Annotated in this window: 19 protein-coding genes; 10 read left to right on the top strand and 9 right to left on the bottom strand. The window is 38.2% G+C overall.

Annotated elements, in window-relative coordinates; genetic code table 11:
• Positions 1-144: 144 nt before the first annotated feature.
• From PL9214_RS14805 to PL9214_RS14790, 3 genes are all read left to right on the top strand, one after another.
• Entirely contained in the window at positions 145-1020 is an 876-nt protein-coding gene (locus tag PL9214_RS14805) for a hypothetical protein (RefSeq protein ID WP_083580037.1), read from the top strand.
• A 1188-nt stretch (positions 1021-2208) separates the two neighbouring features.
• Entirely contained in the window at positions 2209-2619 is a 411-nt protein-coding gene (locus tag PL9214_RS14795; protein WP_186440367.1) for a CdiA C-terminal domain-containing protein, read from the top strand.
• Positions 2620-2630: 11 nt separating this feature from the next.
• Entirely contained in the window at positions 2631-3014 is a 384-nt protein-coding gene (locus PL9214_RS14790; RefSeq protein ID WP_072719567.1) for a hypothetical protein, read from the top strand.
• 182 nt (positions 3015-3196) lie between these two features.
• Here PL9214_RS14790 and ccmP read toward each other — a convergent pair whose 3' ends face one another.
• Positions 3197-3838 carry a beta-carboxysome protein CcmP gene (gene ccmP, locus PL9214_RS14785; protein WP_072719566.1) on the bottom strand — a complete coding sequence of 214 codons (642 nt, stop codon included), beginning with the start codon at positions 3836-3838 and terminating at the stop codon, positions 3197-3199.
• Between the two features lie 103 nt (positions 3839-3941).
• Between ccmP and PL9214_RS14780 the strand changes: the two genes are divergently transcribed.
• The 4 genes from PL9214_RS14780 to PL9214_RS14765 all read left to right on the top strand — a co-directional run bounded on the left by PL9214_RS14780 (position 3942) and on the right by PL9214_RS14765 (position 9299).
• Positions 3942-4838, top strand: coding sequence for an ABC transporter permease (locus PL9214_RS14780; RefSeq protein WP_072719565.1), 897 nt, complete (start codon positions 3942-3944; stop codon positions 4836-4838).
• 480 nt (positions 4839-5318) lie between these two features.
• A complete protein-coding gene (locus PL9214_RS14775) occupies positions 5319-6362 on the top strand; it encodes a DUF3086 domain-containing protein (RefSeq protein WP_072720053.1) in 1044 nt (347 codons plus the stop codon).
• 121 nt (positions 6363-6483) lie between these two features.
• On the top strand, positions 6484-7164 hold the full coding sequence (gene plsY / locus PL9214_RS14770) for a glycerol-3-phosphate 1-O-acyltransferase PlsY (protein WP_072719564.1): 681 nt from the start codon (positions 6484-6486) through the stop codon (positions 7162-7164).
• Between the two features lie 140 nt (positions 7165-7304).
• Entirely contained in the window at positions 7305-9299 is a 1995-nt protein-coding gene (locus PL9214_RS14765) for an adenylate/guanylate cyclase domain-containing protein (protein ID WP_072719563.1), read from the top strand.
• 116 nt (positions 9300-9415) lie between these two features.
• Here the strand turns inward: PL9214_RS14765 and urtD are convergent, their stop codons facing one another.
• The 6 genes from urtD to PL9214_RS14735 all read right to left on the bottom strand — a co-directional run bounded on the left by urtD (position 9416) and on the right by PL9214_RS14735 (position 17797).
• Positions 9416-10165 (bottom strand): urea ABC transporter ATP-binding protein UrtD, encoded by a 750-nt coding sequence (urtD, locus tag PL9214_RS14760; RefSeq protein WP_072719562.1) that lies wholly within the window; start codon positions 10163-10165, stop codon positions 9416-9418.
• A 4-nt stretch (positions 10166-10169) separates the two neighbouring features.
• Positions 10170-11351 carry an urea ABC transporter permease subunit UrtC gene (urtC, locus tag PL9214_RS14755; RefSeq protein WP_072719561.1) on the bottom strand — a complete coding sequence of 394 codons (1182 nt, stop codon included), beginning with the start codon at positions 11349-11351 and terminating at the stop codon, positions 10170-10172.
• On the bottom strand, positions 11348-12511 hold the full coding sequence (locus PL9214_RS14750; RefSeq protein WP_072719560.1) for an ABC transporter permease subunit: 1164 nt from the start codon (positions 12509-12511) through the stop codon (positions 11348-11350). The genes urtC and PL9214_RS14750 overlap by 4 nt, the downstream gene beginning before the upstream one ends.
• A gap of 102 nt (positions 12512-12613) precedes the next feature.
• Positions 12614-13954, bottom strand: a complete 1341-nt coding sequence (gene urtA, locus PL9214_RS14745; RefSeq protein WP_186440366.1) for an urea ABC transporter substrate-binding protein — start codon at positions 13952-13954, stop codon at positions 12614-12616.
• Between the two features lie 903 nt (positions 13955-14857).
• Entirely contained in the window at positions 14858-17419 is a 2562-nt protein-coding gene (locus PL9214_RS14740) for a glycoside hydrolase family 31 protein (RefSeq protein WP_072719558.1), read from the bottom strand.
• Positions 17420-17548: 129 nt separating this feature from the next.
• On the bottom strand, positions 17549-17797 hold the full coding sequence (locus tag PL9214_RS14735) for a hypothetical protein (RefSeq protein ID WP_072719557.1): 249 nt from the start codon (positions 17795-17797) through the stop codon (positions 17549-17551).
• 320 nt (positions 17798-18117) lie between these two features.
• Between PL9214_RS14735 and PL9214_RS14730 the strand changes: the two genes are divergently transcribed.
• Positions 18118-18309 (top strand): hypothetical protein, encoded by a 192-nt coding sequence (locus PL9214_RS14730; protein ID WP_072719556.1) that lies wholly within the window; start codon positions 18118-18120, stop codon positions 18307-18309.
• Positions 18310-18387: 78 nt separating this feature from the next.
• Here PL9214_RS14730 and PL9214_RS14720 read toward each other — a convergent pair whose 3' ends face one another.
• Both PL9214_RS14720 and PL9214_RS30635 read right to left on the bottom strand, forming a co-directional pair.
• Positions 18388-19206 (bottom strand): Druantia anti-phage system protein DruA, encoded by an 819-nt coding sequence (locus PL9214_RS14720; RefSeq protein ID WP_245824275.1) that lies wholly within the window; start codon positions 19204-19206, stop codon positions 18388-18390.
• Between the two features lie 26 nt (positions 19207-19232).
• Positions 19233-19511: a hypothetical protein gene (locus tag PL9214_RS30635; RefSeq protein WP_072719555.1), complete on the bottom strand. Its 279-nt coding sequence runs from the start codon at positions 19509-19511 to the stop codon at positions 19233-19235.
• Between the two features lie 329 nt (positions 19512-19840).
• Between PL9214_RS30635 and PL9214_RS14710 the strand changes: the two genes are divergently transcribed.
• Complete coding sequence (locus PL9214_RS14710) at positions 19841-20074, top strand: hypothetical protein (RefSeq protein ID WP_072719554.1); 234 nt, start codon at positions 19841-19843, stop codon at positions 20072-20074.
• The gene (locus tag PL9214_RS14705; protein WP_072719553.1) at positions 20067-20480 is read left to right on the top strand and encodes a type II toxin-antitoxin system VapC family toxin; all 414 of its coding nucleotides are present in this window, start codon (positions 20067-20069) and stop codon (positions 20478-20480) included. Before PL9214_RS14710 ends, PL9214_RS14705 begins: the two co-directional genes overlap by 8 nt.
• The last annotated feature ends 30 nt before the right edge of the window (positions 20481-20510 follow it).

Here is a 20510-nt window from a genome sequence, read left to right as displayed (position 1 = left end):
TGAAATTAAAAAAGATCATGCAACATCAGTCTGTGAAAATTTAAAAGAAGATAGTCGTCAATCTTAAGACGGCTATTGTATAATTTTAGGGAGCATATTGCTCCCACCCTAAACCATCTATCTTTTAGGATTTAAGATGCTATTATGTTTGTTACAATATTAAACAAAGTCGCAGATCAAATAAATCAGAAATATCGAGGTATCCCACACGATCGTTTATTTGAGGATATCGATCCTTTATTTGAGGCTATCAAGATTTGGTGTAAAAAACTCGATCTAAACGACGATGAAACTAATTATATTAAGGACATTTATTGTCGAGATGAAGTAAAAGAGTTAACAGATTATCTTGATGAAGAATGGAAATTCAATTTTTTGTTTAAACGTAGTAAGTTATATGATTTAGAATTTTGGAAGGTAATAAAAATAAAAGGTAAGGATGAAAATATAAAATTTATTGTCCTTATTGCCTTTGCTATCACCGCAATTTGTTACTGTATATATAAACTAGATAAACTAGATAAAGAACAACAAATAACTCGTAGAGAAGGAACTATAAAATCGAGTAATGATCCATCTTTTACAGTTCAAAATCCCTCAGATAAAACGCTTCCTCCTTCTCCAAATCCAACCATTACTAAACAGTTTTTAGTTTTAGTAGTTTCTCATGCAGAGGCTGGTTTTCTTGAATCACTCCAAGCACAAGAACGCATTGATTTTAAAGATGGAGAATCTCTTTATGAAATCACGAAATATTTATGGGTAGGGACTGAAGATAAATATTCTAAGATCGAAGCTAATATTAGCGATTATTCAGTCGCCAAAGGAGCAGAATCAGAATATGATATTTATCTAGTCTCTATCGAGCTAAACCAAGCTGATGAAGGGTTCAATTCTAATGTGAATCAACTCGATAGATATGATGCTTTCCGTAAATTAGCTGATTTATCAGTTAATCTTACAATCTCCCCTAGATTGCAAATGGAAGCCTACGAAAATATTGGAGTTTATAATCGTTAAACAGGAGCAATTAAAATGTTAATTGATACCACTCTTTTAGTTAAAAATCCCGAAATTATCAAGGGTTTATTAGATGGTTCAATGACACGCTATGGAAGCGTAATTCGATGGGCTGCGGGTACTGCAAATGGGGGTCAAATTGTCCGCCATTTAGCCGAAACGCCGGGACTAACTAGCAAACTGATGACAGTTCCCTTTTCCCCCATCTTGGGAGGAGTTGATATTATTGGTCATGGGCTTACCTATCATAAATTAATGGGTATTGAAAAAACTTTATCCTCAGTAATGGGATTAACTCAAATTGCTGCGGGCGCGAGTGTTTTAAACCTTGGTGTGAGTATTGCTGGTTTTGCCTATATGGGCTATAAACTGCACCAAATTCAAAATACTTTAGGTCACATTCAACAGTCAATGGAAGCAGGATTTAACCGAGTTGAAGCTGACTTAAATCGGATTGAAAATAACTTAAACGCGGGTTTTAATCATCTTGATCAGCGCTTAAATCAAGTTGACAATAGTTTAGATATTATCTCTGGACAATTAGCTTATCTGTATTTATTAGTAGAAGATAGTCGCCAAAAACAAAAAAGCCTCGCTAAAGCGATTTCCCATCTTCATCAAGCGATGCTAATTAAAGAAATTGCGGCTTTAAAAGCTGAACTTGATGATCGCTCTCGTTTTCCTGATGAATCACCCAGATCGACCATTAAAACAGCTTCCAGAGTGCGATTATTTCTCAGTAATCAAGCCATACAAGCTACCCCAGAATTAGATGCTGAAATTATGCTTAATGCTGATGTTTCTATTCAAGGTTGGGCTGTAGCCATCGCAACAGAAGCCAATCTTCTCCTAGAAATAGGAAAAAATCAAGAAGCTAAANGTTTTTGATGAATATTTACCCAAATGGAACTATCGAGCCGTACCTCAACTCACTCATTAATCCATTTATTGATTTTTCATTCCTAAATTTGATCAAGCTTGGACTCATCGCCAAATTGCAGTAGCTGAATATTTAGATAGTTTGAGCGAACTTTCAGCCAGATTAGAAAGTTTAGAATCTTTTGCCGATCTGTGCGAAAGTAAAGGCGTGAAAAGCAGCCAGGAAATTATCCCTGGGAATGACGCTGAACCGGGTATATATGCACTATAAGATATGCGAATACTACTAATAAAAGAAAAGCACCACAAATGAAGCAAAATTCGGCTAAGAGTGGCAGTATTGATGAATCAGAAAGAGCTTTTGGTGCAAAAGAAAAAGCGATCGCAGAATTTCTCGAAAGAGAGGGAAAAAATGTTAAAGCCTTAGCAGAAAAAACTGATGGAGGTAGAAATCCCGATGCTGAGGTAGATGGAAAACCCACTGAATTTAAAAGTCTGGATTTTGGTGCTACAAGCGCAACAGTAAAAAATCAGATCAACAACTCAATTAGACGAGGGGGACAAGCTAGAGATATAATTATAGATGCTAGGACATCTGGGTTGATAGAGTCTGAGGCAGAACGAGGTTTGGAGAGGGCGAAAAATATTACACGCGGAAAAATCGATTGCGTCCGAATTATTGGCGATCGCTATGATATCACTTTTACTGAGTTTCAATAAAGGAGGTTTTTATGTCTCGCACACTAGATATTTTTGTAAACTTTCCCCAGAAAATAGAATATTTAATCAAAGAATTAGAGTTGATATTGGATTTAAAATTCGATATTTTTTCTGATGGGACTGACAACTGGTATGAGTTTCGTAACTCAACAATCACTCTTACTATAGGAAAGCATGATTTTGAAAATGATCGAGATATTAAATTTGAAGAATACCCTTATAATCTATCAATCAGAGCCCTAAATATCTCCAATGAATTTGAGAGAAAAAAGTGGTCTGATGATTTTGCGAGTTATGTTTTCCAAAAGTTGAAAGAGACTGAAAGGTATCATTTAATGCTCGTGGATAACTTACAAGTACAATTAGAGGAGTTTGTTCCCGTGGTGAAGGTTTGATCAAACATCACGGTACAGACAAGTGCTCAAATCAAAGGGAATATTAATCTAAGCTATATTTGCCACTCAGAGTAACTCCTTTATCTCAATAATAAAAATATTAATTCAGGGGATAACTGAAATATCCAGGGCAGTTTTTAATCAGAACATCAGCCCTTGAATTAGCTTTGATTAAATCAGCTTTATTCAGGATTAAAACTACCTCCGTATTCTCGCCCTGATACATTTTCAATGGCTTCTAAAGCCGCTTTTGATCCGGCGATAATATCTCGTTCTTCTCCTCCTAAATACAACCGTCCAAAACTTCCCACAGCCGTCACTTGCAGAATATTAATTAACGCGGCTTTTTCCGCTTCATTGGCGGCTAAAGCGGCATAAGCGGCGGGTTGAACTTCCAAAATATACAAACTTTGACCCCCTAAAATTAACTGACCTCGACGGTTACGATTAATAAGTTGAGCTTGATGGGGGTCAAGATTGCGAATAATTTGACTGGTCATAATTTGAGGTTTGAGGCGATCGCTTTCGCGTAAACCTAAAAAGTCCAAAATTGCCCGTCCGGCCGTCACCGTATCCCCTTGACGGCTAGAATGTATTTCCAAAAGGCCATAAAGCCGTTCAATAAACAACACCCCCGGACGTACAGACGTCGCTTTCAATGCCACATCTGTAATTCGGTTAATTTCAATCCCCGGTGATACTTCAATCCACAGGGAAGAATCCCCAGGTAAGGGTAAAAACCCCAGTGACACCGTACCAATATAAGCTGCGTGTTGCCGTTGCAGATTATCTAAATAAACGTAGCTGCGTAATTCTATACCCATTTTCAGTTATCAGTTATCAGTTATCAGTTATCAGTGGACAATCTCGCGTGGGCAACAGCCAACAGCCAACAGTCAACAATCAACCGTCAACCATCAATAAACTATGAGTATTGTGGCATTATTTGGGGCAATTGAAACGGGATTACTCTATGCCTTAATTGGTTTAGGGGTGTATTTGTCCTTTCGAGTCTTAGAATTTCCTGATTTAACCGTTGATGGCAGTTTCCCCTTGGGGGGTGCGGTGGTGGCAACTTTAATCCTTCAGGGGGTAAATCCAGCGATCGCAACCTTCATCGCCTGTCTAGCAGGTGCGTTAGCCGGGTTAGTTACCGCTTGGTTAAATGTTCAGTTAAAAATTCTGCATTTATTAGCCAGTATTTTAACGATGATTTCCCTCTATTCAATTAACTTAAGAATTATGGGAAAACCAAATATTGCGTTATTAGGACAACCAACAATTTTAACCCCGTTACAACCTCTGTTTAACTCAATCCCTCAATGGCTTGTGATTCCGATAATTTTATTGGCAATTGTCATTATAATTAAAATCCTATTAGATCAATTTCTCAATTCAGAAATTGGGTTAGCTATGCGGGCAACGGGTGCTAATCCCTTGATGGCAAAAGCCCAAGGAATTACAACGGAAAGGATGATATTATTAGGAATGGCAATCAGTAATGGTTTAGTAGCATTAGGAGGGGCATTATTTGCTCAAATTTATGGATTTGCCGATGTCACAATGGGGGTAGGAACGATTGTTTTTGGATTAGCTGCGGTGATTATTGGAGAAACATTTATTGCGCCGACAACGGTTATGAAAGCCACATTAGGAGCAATATTAGGATCAGTCGTTTATCGAATAGCCGTTGCTTTAGCCTTAAATGCAGATTTTTTAGGATTTCAAGCCCAAGATTTGAATTTAGTTACCGCAATATTAGTGGCATTAGCTTTAGTTTTACCTCAATCTCGCAGTCGTTTAGGAACCTTTTTAAAACGGTAAGCTGATCCCATCTAACGGTCGGACAATATTCTGTCCATCACCCTTCTATCCGTCGTTTTTTATCAATTTAAAATGTACCCTTGATGAACGACAGATGACTTCAGGTGATTCAATGACTCACCTCAGAGGCTTCTGTAATGCTACAATCGCTCTAACAGGTGAGGGTAAAAAACCTGTCTAAACACCCGAATAACCGAACAGATTAACGCTATACTTTCACTCAGCACATCCCTTTGTGTTTAGACCGGGACTGTCAATTTCATGAATTCAGAAGAAAATCAAATCCGAGATCAAAACGACCCCCAAAAAGGCGATGCTTCTTCCTTCACAGAACCGTCTGTTCCCTCTAATTCAGAAACCGGAGGGAACCCTAGCAATATGAATCGTCTAGCCATTGCTGACCCTTGGGAGTCTAATGAACCGCAAACTCCCGAACCTGTATCAACACCCTCAACAATGCCCACCCTGTCTGAACGCCTAATGTCCGAACCCATAGAAGAAGTAACCACTCAGTTAGGTCAACGGGTAAGTACGTTACAGCGTCAAGAACAAGAACTTCAGCAAAAAATTGCTCAATTACAGGCGACTAACGCCAAAATGCAGCAAGAACAATTGGCCTTAACTCAGTCGATGGGGAAATTAATCTCCTCAGCGTTAGAGCAGTTAGAACAACGTAAACAAACCTTACAAATTGAAGTTGAAAAACTAGAACGTCGCCGCGATCGCATTCAAAAAGAAATGCGGACTTCCTTCGCCGGAGTTTCCCAAGAACTCGCCATCCGTGTGCAAGGATTTAAAGATTATTTAGTTGGAAGTTTACAAGATTTAGTCGCCACGACTGAACAATTAGAACTTTTACCTGAAACTCCTCCCCAACCGCCCCTGCGAGAAATTGCTCCCCCCCCTCAAGCACCTCAACCGTCCCGGATAGAGAATGGAGACAACTCCCAAAGTACCCTTATTCCCCAATTTTCTGAACAGGGATTTCAGGAACAAACCAAGAGAATTCGCCAACTCCTCGATCAATATCGCAATTCTCCCGATTATTACGGTGCTCCTTGGCAATTGCGGCGTACCTTTGAACCCATCCACGCCAAACGGGTCTCTAATTGGTTCTTTACCCAAGGAGGACGGGGTGCGTTACGGACGATGGGGAGTCGTTTACAAAATATTTTGATTGCTTCTGCGACGATTTCCGTTCTCAGAAATCTCTATGGAAACCGTTTAAGAACCTTGGTTTTAGCCAATACTCCTGAACGTTTAGGAGAATGGCGACGGGGATTACAAGATTGTTTAGGAATTGATCGCCGAGATTTTGGGCCAGAACAGGGAATTGTATTATTTGAAGAGCCAGAAGTCTTATCTCAAAAAGCCGAACGTCTAGTCAAAGAAGGACGATTACCCTTGATTATTATTGATGATATGGAAGACAAAATTAGTCTATCTTTACTTCAATTTCCCCTGTGGTTAGCCTTCGCTCCCGATCCCCAAACCCTACAACAACAACCCATTGAAAGATTTTAAATCCAATATGTGGAACAGGCATCTTGCCTGTTAATCAGTTATCAAGTATCCGCATCATCAGTTATTAGTTATCAGTTAACTGTTGTTTGTTCCCTGTTCTATAAAATAATGGAATTTAAACATGATTGAATGGTTATTAATTAATACAGGATTATTAGTAACAGCCTATTTCCTGGGTTCTATGCCAACGGGATATGCAATTGGACGTTGGTTTTATGGAGTTGATATTCTGGCTGAGGGTTCCGGTTCTACAGGGGCTACCAATATCCTCAGAACCTTGGGAAAACTCCCAGCATTGTTAGTGTTACTGATTGATATTTTAAAAGGAACATTAGCAGTTGTTCTGGTGTTTTGGGTTTATTCCCTTTCCTTAACCTCTGAACTCGCTCAAACGGCGGGAATTCAAAATCTGGATCAATTGCAATATTGGATAGCAATTTTGGCGGGATTAATTGTTATTATTGGTCATACAAAATCCATTTGGATTGGATGGAGAGGAGGAAAATCTGTTGCTTCTAGCTTGGGGATTTTATTCGCCTTAGATTGGAAATTAGCTTTAGCCACATTAGGAATTTTTGCCTTAGTTTTAGCGATTTCTCGAATTGTTTCCTTGAGTTCGATAGCAGGTGCAATTGGGATTGGAATTTTAATGATTGTTACAGGAGAACCTTTACCTTATCAAATATTTGCGATCGCTGGGGGAGTTTATGTCATCTGGCGACATCGCAGTAATATTGATCGGATTCTCAAAGGAACAGAACCCAAAGTTGGCGAAAAATTAACATCCCAAGTTCAATCATAAGCTCAACCTTAAAATTATTCGTTAAGATAAAGTCAACAACAGTTTGATTTCGATTAAATTCTATCTTTTGATAGAGAACTTATTCCTGTTCTGGCAGGGATTAGGTGCGAATCCAGATTATGGAACCAGGGAGTATCAAAATGGCATCTCTATCTCGTCTATTTGGATCAAATCAAAACGCACCTAAACTATCCCTGCGGATTGTTTTTGTCGTTCCTTTCCTGTTACAAATTTTTGCCTCGGTCGGATTAACCGGATGGTTATCCTTTCGCAATGGTTCCATCGCCGTTAATGATTTAGCAACTCAATTAAGAATTGAATTAAGTAATCGTATTCAACAGGAACTTCACACCTATTTAGAAACTCCCCATATTGTTAATCAAATTAATGTTGATACCTTAAAAATGGGATTAATTAACCTCAATAATACGTCCCAGATGGAACGGTATCTTTGGAATCAGTTACAACAATTTCAAACCGCAAGTTATATTGGTGTTGGATTGCAAAATGGCTATTATATTGGGGCAAATCGTAACGATGATGGCACAATCGAATTTGATATTGTTGATCAAAGAACATCAGGAAAATTTGAAAAATGGTTAACCAATAATCAAGGCGATCGCAGTCAATTATTAAGTGTTCGAGAGAATTACGATCCGAGAGTTCGTCCTTGGTATAAAGCGGGGGTGAAAGCTGGAAAACCCGTTTGGAGTGAAATTTATGCCTATTTTGGTTCCAGAGTTCTCGTGATTTCAGCTAACCAACCCATTTATAATCAAAAAAAACAGCTATTAGGGGTAGCGAGTACCGATTTAACATTAGAACGCATTAGTCAGTTTCTCAATAGTTTAAAAATTGGCAAAACCGGACAAACCTTTGTTATGGAAAAAAACGGCTATTTAGTCGCGACATCCACTTTAGAAGAAACCTTTATTGTTAATGCTAAAAAAGAGGAAACAGAACGGATCAAAGCCGTTAAAAGTAGTAATCCTTTAACCCAAGCCACCTCTCGTTATTTAGTAGAACATTTTGGTAATTTAGATCAGATTCAACAGTCAACTCAACTTACTTTTGAGATCAATGGTAAACAACAATATTTACAAGTCACTCCTTTATCTGATAAACGGGGAATTAATTGGTTAATTGTGGTTGTTGTTCCTGAATCGGATTTTATGGCAGAAATTCATGCGAATACTCAAACCACGATTTTATTATGTTTAGTGGCGTTATTTGTAGCCACCTTATGTGGAATTTATACCGCCCGTTGGATTAGTACCCCGATTTTACGCCTCAGTCAAGCCAGTCAAGCGATCGCTAGTGGAGAACTCGATCAAACCATTCCCGTAGAATCCATTCAAGAATTAGGAATTTTAGCCCATTCTTTTAATACAATGACGCAACAGTTAAAAGCGTCTTTTCATGAATTAGAAAAAACGAATGCAGAACTCGAACAACGAGTTGAAGAACGTACCGCAGATTTAAGGTTAGAAAAAGAACGTTCAGAACAATTATTATTAAATATTTTACCCGAAGCCATTGCTGAACAACTCAAACAAGATACAAAAGCGATCGCATCTGCGATTGAAGAAGTGACGATATTATTTGCTGATATTGTCGGATTTACGCCACTTTCTTCTAAAGTTCCTCCCATAGAATTAGTCGGTGTTCTCAATGAAATGTTTTCCATTTTTGATAATTTAGCCGAACAGAATGGATTAGAAAAAATTAAAACCATTGGGGATGCTTATATGGTGGTCGGTGGTTTACCCTTACCCAAACCCAATCACGCAGAAGCGATCGCAAATATGGCGTTAGGAATGCAAGCTGCTATGTCTCAATTTCAAGCGCCTTTAGAACGATTTAATATCGGATCTCAATTTCAAATTAGAATCGGAATTAATACGGGTTCTGTCGTCGCAGGTGTGATTGGAATTAAAAAGTTTATTTATGATTTATGGGGAGATGCGGTTAATATTGCTTCTCGGATGGAATCTTCCGGGGAACCGGGACGTATTCAAGTCACAGAAGCCACTTATGAACGAATTAAAGATCAATATAATTTTGAAAAACGGGGTAAAATTTCAATTAAAGGGAAAGGAGAAATGACCACTTATTGGTTAGTGGGTAAAAAATAAATCTTGATTAGCATTATAAACTATTTCAACCTGACGGGTTTGTCACCCCGCCAGCACTAATTCACTCAGGATAGCCCCTATGCCCAAACTGCGTGTTCAGGGTATGATTAAACTGTTTATTCTTCCTCTTGTTTTCCTAAATAAACTTCAATCACACGGGGGTCATTTTGAACTTCATCCATATCCCCTTGACACAATACCGAACCTTGATGCAAAACCGTTACTGTTCGAGCAATTTGTCGGACAAATTCCATATCATGTTCTATCACAATAATAGAGTGACTTTCGGCTAACGCTAATAACAAATTGCCGACATTTTCCGTTTCTTCATCGGTCAGACCCGCTACCGGTTCATCAACTAATAATAAATCAGGAGATTGTGCCACTAACATTCCGATTTCTAACCGTTGTTTTTCCCCATGAGATAATAAGGCGGCGGGAAAATCAGCTTTAGCAATTAATCCAACGGTTTCTAACAGTCCCGCAACGGTTCTAATTTCTCCCCCAGTTGTGCGTTGAAATAAGGTAGGAAATACATTTTTATTGCGGTTACACGCTAAATCTAAATTATGTCTAACCGTTAAATTCAGATAAATTCTAGGGGTTTGGAATTTTCGCCCGATGCCAAAACAAGCAATTTGATATTCGGGCATTTTTCTAAGATTACGCCCTTTAAAAATTACCTGTCCTTCGGTGGGTTGAACTTTGCCCGTAATCACATCTAAAAACGTCGTTTTTCCAGCTCCATTGGGGCCAATAATTACTCGTAATTCCCCCACATCCATACTAAAAGTTAGATGATTGAGAGCTTTAAATCCATCAAAACTGACGGTGACATCGTTAATCTCTAAAATTTTAGCAGTCATGGTTTTAATCTTTGGTTATGTTATGTTCAAATTCTTCTCGTTCTAACTCGGTTTCCGGGTCTTCTTCTAAACTGGGATAGGTAATAACGACTTTGGGAAACCCGAATAAAGACCGAATTTTATCAAATCCAACGGTTCGCATCCATCCCACAATTCCATCGGGTAATACTGTCACCACAATTAGGAATAATGCTCCTTGGAAAAACAGCCAAACTTCGGGAAATTGTTCACTCAATACAGTTCTTCCTAACCGAACTAATAAGGTTCCTAAAATTGCCCCAACCAAGGTTCCTCGACCGCCCACGGCGACCCAAATCACCATTTCAATTGAAAAGGCAACATCCATGGCATTTGGGGTAATAATTCCGGTTTGGACAGTATATAATGCCCCTGCAATTCCAGCAAAAGCTCCTGAAATGGAAAAGACTAAAACCTTAAACCAAGTGGGATTATAACCGGAAAATCTCAGGCGAAATTCATCATCTCGAATGGCAATTAATAAATTACCAAACCGTCCACTGGTTAACCAACGACAAATTAAATAGATGGCAATTAAAAACAGAATGGTAATTTCATAAAACGCTAACTGAACTGGAGGAGAACCAACCACAAATCCGAAGATTTTATCGGTTTCTGTTTTTAATCCGTTAGTTCCGTTAATTAGTTGTTGTTGACCGTTAAAGAAGTTAAAGAAAACGATTAACGCGGCTTGGGTAATAATCGAAAAGTATACGCCTTTAATCCGGTTTCTAAAGACTAAATACCCTAATAATCCAGCAACAATACCCGGAATCACAATAACCGCAAACAGGGTAAAGGGAAAGGAATAAAATGGTTTCCATAAACCGGGTAAATCATTCACACCATAGAGGGTAAAAAATTCGGGAATTTCTCCAGGGGGAAGTTGCAATTTAATATACATGGCTAGGGCATAACCCCCTAAAGCAAAAAAGATGCCATGTCCTAAACTCAATAATCCCGTATATCCCCAAATTAAATCAATGCCTAATGCAGCAATTGATAATGCCAGAAATCGACCCAATAGTTGTAACCGAAAAATCGGTAAAATCAAGGGCATCAGAATCGCAAAAAATAAACTAAATCCAATAATTACTGCCCCTTCAATCAGCAGTTTTTGACGTTTCTGTTTTTTAGTTTTTGCTAGAATGCTAATCTCATCCTTCATAGTTCAGCCGTTCTCCCTTTCTGTGGAAAAATTCCTGATGGTTTGACTTGTAAAAAGGCAATAATTAACACGAACACCAAGACTTTTGCCATACTGGTTGTTGCAAAAAAATTAAAGAAATCAACGAAGAATGGCGCAGCATTGATGTTAGTTAATAATAAGGCTAAGGTTCCTGAACCAATTAAATAACTGCTGACACCAATAGCAAAGGCGGCAATTACGGCTCCTAAAAGATTTCCGACTCCTCCAACAACGACAACCATGAAGGTATCCACAATATAATTTTGTCCCGTATTAGGGCCAACTGATCCTAATAATGTAATCGCACATCCAGCAATTCCAGCAAGTCCTGAACCAATGGAAAAAGTCAGCGCATCAACGGTGCTTGTGGGAATGCCTAAACAAGCGCTCATGGTACGATTTTGAGTGACAGCGCGAATTCTTAACCCCCAATTAGATTGGTTGAAAAACCAATTAATTCCGATTAAACAAAGAATCGTTAAAACAATAATAAAAACACGGGAATAGGGGATTTGAAATGTTCCTAATTCTAAGCCTCCTCGCAGCCAAGGTGGAGCAGTTACATCGACGTTTCTGGCACTAAACCAAGGTTTCGCTAAAGCTTTTTGGCTTTGTCCAATAACTAATCCGACTGTTAAGGCTATTCCTGATGATAATAAAAACAAAACAGAAATCGCCCACTGTTGAATTTTCTGCCAATTAGTCTGACGACGCAGTACCCATAATCCTCCAAAAAATAGCAGACAAAAGATAATAATCCCCATCAGAAATGTGGTACTGATACTCCGAACCAATTGTTGCAAAATTAAACTCACACCCCAAGTGGCTAATAAAGTTTCTAAAGGTCTTCCATAAAGAAACCGAATCACACCTCGTTCTAAGGCTAATCCTGCTAAAGCCGTGACAATAAAGGCAATGGGAATCGCAAAAATAATATAGGTACTAAATAAAGGTTCGCCTAACGGTTTGAAGATATTTTGAACGACAAACGTTGTATAGGCACCTAACATAATCAGTTCCCCATGGGCGAGGTTAATCACACCCATAAGTCCAAAAACAATAGCGAGTCCTAATGCTGCCATTAACAACACCGAACCGATGCTAATTCCATTAAAGATGGCAATGAATAGGTCTTGCATTTTTTAGGAAAATCTGTAAATTGTAGCAGGGAATAGGGAAAAATTAGAAAGTCAAAGTCCCCCTTTTTCAGGGGGATTTCGGGGGATCTAATCTAGGATTAATTATGTCCCGTCAAGTTTATATTTTTCGCCTTTTTTGGGATCTGTCCAGTCACAACCAAAGCCTTTTGTTGCTGGCACAAATTGGTTCCAGGGAACGGGATCAACAGGGCCTTCTGTTGCCCAAACAATATTAAATAATCCATCATCTCTAACCTGTCCAATTCGCACAGTTTTAGAAATATGATGGTTCGGGAACATCGTGACTTGACCTTCTGGAGCATCCATACTTTGACCAACAGCCGCTAATCTAACTTTTTCTAAATCATCAGCCGTTCCCGCTTTTTCGACCGCTTGTTTCCACAAATACACCATAATATAAGCGGCTTCCATGGGGTCATTTGTGACTCGATCTTGTCCATATTCCGCTTTAAAAGCTTCTACCCATTTTTTATTAGCAGGAGTATCAACGGTTTGGAAATAATTCCAAGCTGCATAGTGACCTAAAAGGAATTCTTTACCAATTTGTCGCACTTCTTCTTCCGCAATACTCACCGACATTACAGGATACTGCTCAGGAGTCATCCCTGCACCCTGTAATTGTTTGAAGAACGCCACATTACTATCCCCATTGAGGCTATTAAAAATTACGCCTCCGTTGGGTAAAGCTTGTTTAATTTTGGTAATAATGGGGGTAACTTCCGTATTGCCTAACGGTAAGTAATCTTCGCCAACAGTTGTTCCACCAATGGCTGCTAATTGTTCTTTAATAATGGTGTTTGCAGTGCGAGGAAACACATAGTCTGATCCGACTAAGAAAAATTCTTTCCCTTTATTATCAAATAACCATTGAACAGCAGGTTCAATTTGTTGGTTTGGGGCGGCACCTGTATAAAAAATGTTTTTAGAACATTCTTGACCTTCGTATTGCACCGGATACCATAACATATGGTTTTTGGATTCAAAGACATCTTTTACCGCTTTACGACTAGCTGATGTCCAGCATCCAAACACCGTCACAACTTTATCTTGATCGATCAATTTTTGGGCTTTTTCGGCGAAGGTCGGCCAGTCAGAAGCCCCATCTTCAATTACGGCTTCAATTTGTTTACCGAGTACCCCACCATTGGCATTAATTTCTTTAATTGCTAATTTTTCGGCTTCAACAACGGTGGTTTCACTAATTGCCATTGTTCCACTCAAAGAGTGAAGAATTCCAACTTTAATGGTATCGCCACTTCCTGTGCTGGTACTTGCAGTTGTAGCGGTTGGATTGGGAGTATTTGCTGTTGTTGGGCTGGTGGTATTGACAGCAGAGTTAGCACAACCTTTGAGGAAAAAGGCACTTCCAAAGGCTGCCGAACCATACACTAAGAATTTGCGTCTACCTAATCTTTTTTTCACGATGACTATTTAGGTATTTAACTTAAAAAAATGGATGAAGAATAGGTCATTTTCTTTACCCTGTTAGCCAATAATATATCGGTTAACTTCCCCCATCGAACCGTAGATAAAAAAGCTTAAAAATGACCCATTAACTACGATTCGATCAAGATATGGTATGAACAATTTCCCATTCAGGCTTTGTATACTAAAGGAATTCTAAACTGTGAATTGTAATCTACAATACAAAATATCCAAAATTATTAAAAAGTTAATTATATTAACATGGATTTTTCCTGAAAACCTAAAATTTAACATCAAGAAAATAACGCGAGTATTGCTTTAACTTAACTCCCGAAAAAACCAGAGGCTTCTATTAAGAACCTCTTTTGTATTCAACAGTTGCATTGAAGATATGCAATTTAAGGATTATACAGCAGAACAGGCGTCTTGACCGTTGANCAACAACTCAAAGAATGATAGCCGACAATATCAATTATCTTTGCCTTTTGTGTACCTAATTTTTTTAGAATGAAACAGCCCTGGACTTTTTGATTTTGGGTTAATTGTGAGCGATCGCAACTGGGGAAATGGTGCGTGCGCTGCGCTTACACACCCTACAATATTATTTTAATTTTATCATATTTAAGGGGAGGGGAAACAACTTAGTATACTAGAGTTAAAAATAAAGTTGAGCAAATATTATGCACAGAGTTGTAAAATCACATCTTGATAAATTGGTTTAAGAACATTCCCTGTTAACCCCAAGGTAAAATTATGAATTCTCAATTATCCCAAAAACATCGGAATCAATTAACACTTTATTAGATGATGTTTTGAGGGTTGATTATTTACCTGATGAAGCGTAAGTCCTGACTATTTTCTGGCGAGTGAGGACACTCGCATTACTGAAACTCGAAATAGTTATGAAATAAGAGCAATAAAACGAGCTTGTTGAAAGCGGCGATCGCAAATTATACTATTATTTTCACAACTAACTTCAACCTCATCAATCCAGGCTTTTTGTAAATTAAAGCCATGTAATTGTAACTGAATTTGCTGATATGAAAAAGCATAATCTCCTTGTTGTTCCCAGGTCAATGTCATTGAATTTCCGTTTTCCTTCATCCCATCTCCTGAAGAATCAATAGGATCTGACTCAGTTGCTGCTAGTAAGTTAGGAAGCAGTTGATTGGTTGTTGCTGAGGTGAAACTGGGTTGAAGTTGAAATTGATCAATTCTTGAGGTTTCATATCCATCTCCTGCATCACTATATAATAGTCCTTGAGCGTTTCTTTCACGGGTGGGATAGAGATGTAAGATTAAGGTTTTTTCCTCTTCCATTGGGATAATACTTCCGGCTTTTATTAATAAAGGAATTTGTTCTAAGGGAGCATCAAATTCAACAGTTTGGGAACCTGTTAATTTCTGATCATCCCAAAAATGATACCATTCTCCTTCGGGTAAATAGACATTGCGTGATCGCATTCCGGGTTCATAAATCGGACAGATCATTAAAGCATTTCCCAATAAAAACGCATCATCAATATCCCATAAATTACTATCCGTTGGATCAAGCCAAAATATGGGACGCACTGGGGGATATCCTTGTTGATGAGTTTCCCAAGTTAAGGTATAAATATAGGGAATTAATCGATAACGTAATTTCAAGAATTCGCGTAAAATACTTAACGTTGGTTCTCCATATATCCAAGGGGTTCGATGTTCGACGTTATTAGAAGAATGGGTGCGATAAAACATCATAAAAGTTGACATTTGAAACCAACGTAAATACAATTCTGCGCTAGGGTTTCCTTGAAAACCTCCGGTGTCTGAACCACTATAGGGAATACCCGATAATCCTAACCCAATAACTGTTGAAATGGTTTGACGTAAAGCCGCCCAACTCGACTCAATATCCCCCGTCCAAACCCACGCATAACGTTGTAAACCTGCCCACCCTGCACGAGATACAATAAAAGGGCGATGATGGGGTCGAGATTGACATAAACTTTCAAAAGCGGCGGAGGATTGTAACATTCCATAAACGTTATGAATTTCTCGATGATCTCCGCCTCGACCTTCAACAAAATGGCGAGTTACTTTAGGTAATGAACGATCTCCCCACGCAATAAAAGCCGCAGGTTCGTTCATATCATGCCAAAACCCTCCAACTCCAACTTCTAATAAATATAAATATTGTCGTGTCCACCAACGGCGTACCATTGGATGGGTAAAATCAGGAAAAACTGTCCATCCTGGCCATACCGGGGCGACGACTAATTCACCGTTGGGATATTTACAAAAAGCATGAAGAATTTGCCCTTGTAAAAACATTTGATTATGGCGAGTATATTTAATTCCAGGGTTGAGAATACTAATAAATTTAACGCCATGAACTTCGAGTTCTTGAATAAACCGTTTTAAGTCAGGAAATCGTTTGGGATCAATCGTAAAAGCTTGATAATCTACCATGACATCAATATCAAGATGAATGGCACTTAAAGGTAAATCATTTTTTTCAAAATTACGATAGGTTTCTCTGACTTGGGTTTCAGTTCCAAACCCCCAACGAGAATGATGATAGCCTAATGCCCAACAGGGAGGAAGGGGAGAATGTCCGGTTAATTCGGTGTAATTTTCTATTAATTTAGGGAGAGAACCTAGGGTGAAATAGTATCGCAATGCACCGCCACTAAAATTAGCTGTTGCTGTGTCTGAAAATTGAAAAATTGCTTCATGAGGATTTTCATAAAAAATTAAATAACTCCCTTGTTCATGTAATCCTAAATAGAGGGGAATACACAAATACATGGGGTCAGAACCCGGACTATATTGTCCGGCTGCATCAAAATTCCACATTCTAAATTTTTTCGGTTCTGCGGTGGGTTCCCCTTTTTCATTGATTTCTTTTGCTAATCGTAAATTTAAGGGAAATGAACGTTCTCCTAACCCATAAATATGTTCTTCAGGTCGTAAATTAGCTCGATGTATCCATTGTTCATTTAACTTTTCTGGAGGGTATTCTTCGCGGATTAATTGGTGTTGATGATCGAAAAATTTAAGATGACCTTCATCTTGAACCTGGATCGTTAATGTTGCGTTTGGAGAGGTAACAGTCCAAGTATTTTCGACTTGATTTAAAATTGGTTCTAGGATTTCCCAGTCGTGACGTTCAATACCATAAGGATAAGGTAGAATAGTCGGTTTCCAGGTAATTCTGACAAAATCATCGGTTAAAAAGGTTAGTTCTAATTCTGCTTTCTCAAAATAAAATATTGTGCCTGTTTCTGTGTTTGCTGCTCTTAATAATTTCCCTGGTGTATCTCCCGTTTCTGAGGAGTGAGGTTGTAGTGGGGAAATATTGCGGTCAGCGCGATCGCGTTTATAAGAATATAAGATAGCTTGAGGGGTGTAGGTTAAATAAATTAAATTGACCCAGAAAAATTTCCATTTTAAGTATAATTTTTTGAGAAATATTTTCATTTTATTAAAATAAAAAACTTTATGGATAAAAGAATCAAACGCTCACCTATTTTAACAATGGAAAAACTGGGGACACCCCTATAGCCCCCAGGCATAGCCTGTTGATAAATTTTTCAAGGTTTAACATCCTTAAGCTGCTTTTGGTATTTGTTGATCTTGAAATGCGGGCTGGGGAGTGGGTTCTAATTTCCAACCTGCTTTAAATAATTTTTGATAGGTAGCCCACCCTTTAGAACCACCTGGAATAGGATAATCAGGAACAGAATAATTAGCCATTAAATAATAAGGAACCCAAGGTTTATTGACATCAAGGCGCAAATGTAAAATTTTTTTGCCATCGCCTCCACACCGGGAGAGCCAACACATTTGTCCAGTCATAATTGACTCCTTTTTTAATTAGAATCTTGATTGAAATCAAGGTTAAACCATCACACGTTCTCTAAATCCTTACTTTTATTCTGTTTTAGGGAAAATCAATTGACCTCTACATAAGGTTTGATTTATCTAGGAAAATAAATCTATCTTGCTGGGTAATAGAGAATTAATATAAAGGTAATTCTTTTGCTCGTATGGATGTGAAGCAAAAATTCACTGGTATCAAGCCCACAGCAAAGGTGCGATCCTTTGGGGTTTGCAGTAAAATAAATTAATAGAGGAGTTTAGTCACAATGCTTTACTCATTACAGGAGTGAAAAACTATGACGGCCTTAGCTCAAAAGATTCTTAATACTTTTGATAGTTTGGCTGACGCAGAGCAACTTGAGATTGGGCTAGAAATCTTGAGGCGGCTTGTGCATTTTGACTTTCCACCATTGACAGATGAAGACTTTATCTTAAATGCTGAAGAGTTATTCTTAGCATTAGATCAACAAGAAATTGATTATGAATAGTCCTGAGCGTGGCGAAGTCTGGCTTGTCGATCTGGGCTATGTGGCAAAAGTTAGACCATGCTTAGTGGGAGATTAGGGTCATTCCTCATCTAGTTTAGCTTGTAGTACATCCATTCTGGGATTAACCCATCTTTGATGCCAATAAGTTACTAAGTCTTTTTGTGTAAATTTTCGCCAGACAACAGAATCTGTCTCTCCTAATAAATATTCATTCCAATTTTCTGCCAATGGGCAACGATAGTATGCTCTCTGCCAACCAATACTTAACATATCTTCTGATAACCCAAGTTCTCTTAGTCCCCTTTTTAAGATACGCATTTTCCAATTAGGCCCCTTTCCATATTTGTATGTTTCAAAAACTTCCGGTGGTACAACTTGCTTAATTAGTTCCCAACTTCCATTTACTGTTATATGAAGATGACTTTGACCTTTAGTATAATCAACAAATTCCCAGTTAATCAAGCGATTATAAATTGCTGACTTTCCGAAAGCTCCTAGCGTATCAATATAAACAAGATCGGATTTTTTATTTTCTCCTGTAATAAGAGAAGATTTATTCTTATATTTTCTATAAAAGTCTTGACGCACTGTTGGAAACATTACAGCAAGAGCAACTAATTTTGAGGCAAGCACTCGATTGTAGGGAGGGATTGCTCCTAAAATATAGGCTGTCATACAGTTATACAGCCGTTTCAATTTCTGATTTTTTGTCCAATTAATAGAATTTTCATCTCGTACTCCCAGACCAATTACAGGGTCACAAAGTCCAATAATCCCGATCAATTTATGATTTTGGCTATCAAAAACAAAATATCGAATCCGTCTACCATAACCATTTGTAACGGGTATCGACCAGTGAGATATAGCATAGGCCCATAATTTTTGATGTTCTGCTATGGGTTCAACAACAACAAGATATGGATCTATATTTGCTTACCTTGATGAAAGCAAATGTAACCAGCAGCATAAATTGCTATGGCTAGACCATTATAAAACTGCTCACTGTTGTAGCTACCATCTATCGCATAGAACCTCCTATCGCTATCATCAATTTTGTCAAACTGAATAATTTCAAAGATTTGAGGCGTTTCTATATTTTCTTTATGTCCAATCACTGGAATGCCGTGATTTTTATTACTTCTGGTATTTATGTGCTTAGCAACTAGCTCGATAGCACTATCGGGGATCTGTTTTCCTGGCATATCTTACTTCTAGTAGTTTTATAACAAAGACAATCTATTGTAACAGTCGCTGCCCTGACATTCACATGATCGCTCTACACATTCAGCCCTGCAATCTAACCACGAGATAGGTTGTCTGTCAACTCCTATGCTTTCAATCTTAAAAGATCAGGAGCTAAGAGTATCAGAGATGGCAGCCTTGCATATCCCAACCCTCCAAAATTATAGAAACCGGGTTTCGGTATTGGGTTGTTGTGTTACCCGAAACTCACGATCTGCCTCTCTAAAAAATGCTATTATGGAATTAATCTAAATCATTAAAAAACGGGCTTGAGAGCATTTTAATTATTATGATTCAAGAAATTAATGCCATATTTGATGGTAAATCCCTGCAACTGGAATCTCCCTTAAACCTGGATATAGGTACAAGGGTTAAAATTATTGTTGAAACAATATTACCTCAAGAAAAACCCCAAAAAACATTTTTTGAAACCGCTCAATCTTTACAGCTACAAGGGAATCCAGATTGGTCTGAGAAAATTGATCAGTATTTATATGGGGAAACTGTTTCTGATCATGAATGAAGTTTTTTTAGATACTTCCTTTGCGATCGCGCTTTCTTCAATTACGGATCAACATCATGCACGGGCTGTTCAATTGGCTGCTCAACTGCAAGCTAGTCAAGCCCGTTTAGTTACTACTCAAGCTATTTTACTAGAAATTGGTAATGCACTTTCTAAATTAAAATATAGAATGGCTGCAATCCAACTATTAGAATCTCTTGAAGCTGATCCCAGTGTGGAAATTGTCTTGTTGACTCATGATTTGTATATGGCTGCATTCAATTTGTTTAAACAGCGAAAAGATAAAGAATGGGGTTTAGTCGATTGTCTGTCATTTATCGTTATGGGAAATCGAGGAATTACGGATGCACTAACCGCCGATACTCATTTTCAGCAAGCTGGGTTTCGAGCATTACTCAAAAACTAGACCATTCTAGTTAGATACATACTATAATAA

The organism is Planktothrix tepida PCC 9214 (assembly GCF_900009145.1).
Lineage (GTDB): Bacteria > Cyanobacteriota > Cyanobacteriia > Cyanobacteriales > Microcoleaceae > Planktothrix > Planktothrix tepida.
Note: the sequence above shows the minus strand (reverse complement) of the source record. Positions and strands in the feature narration are given on the sequence as shown.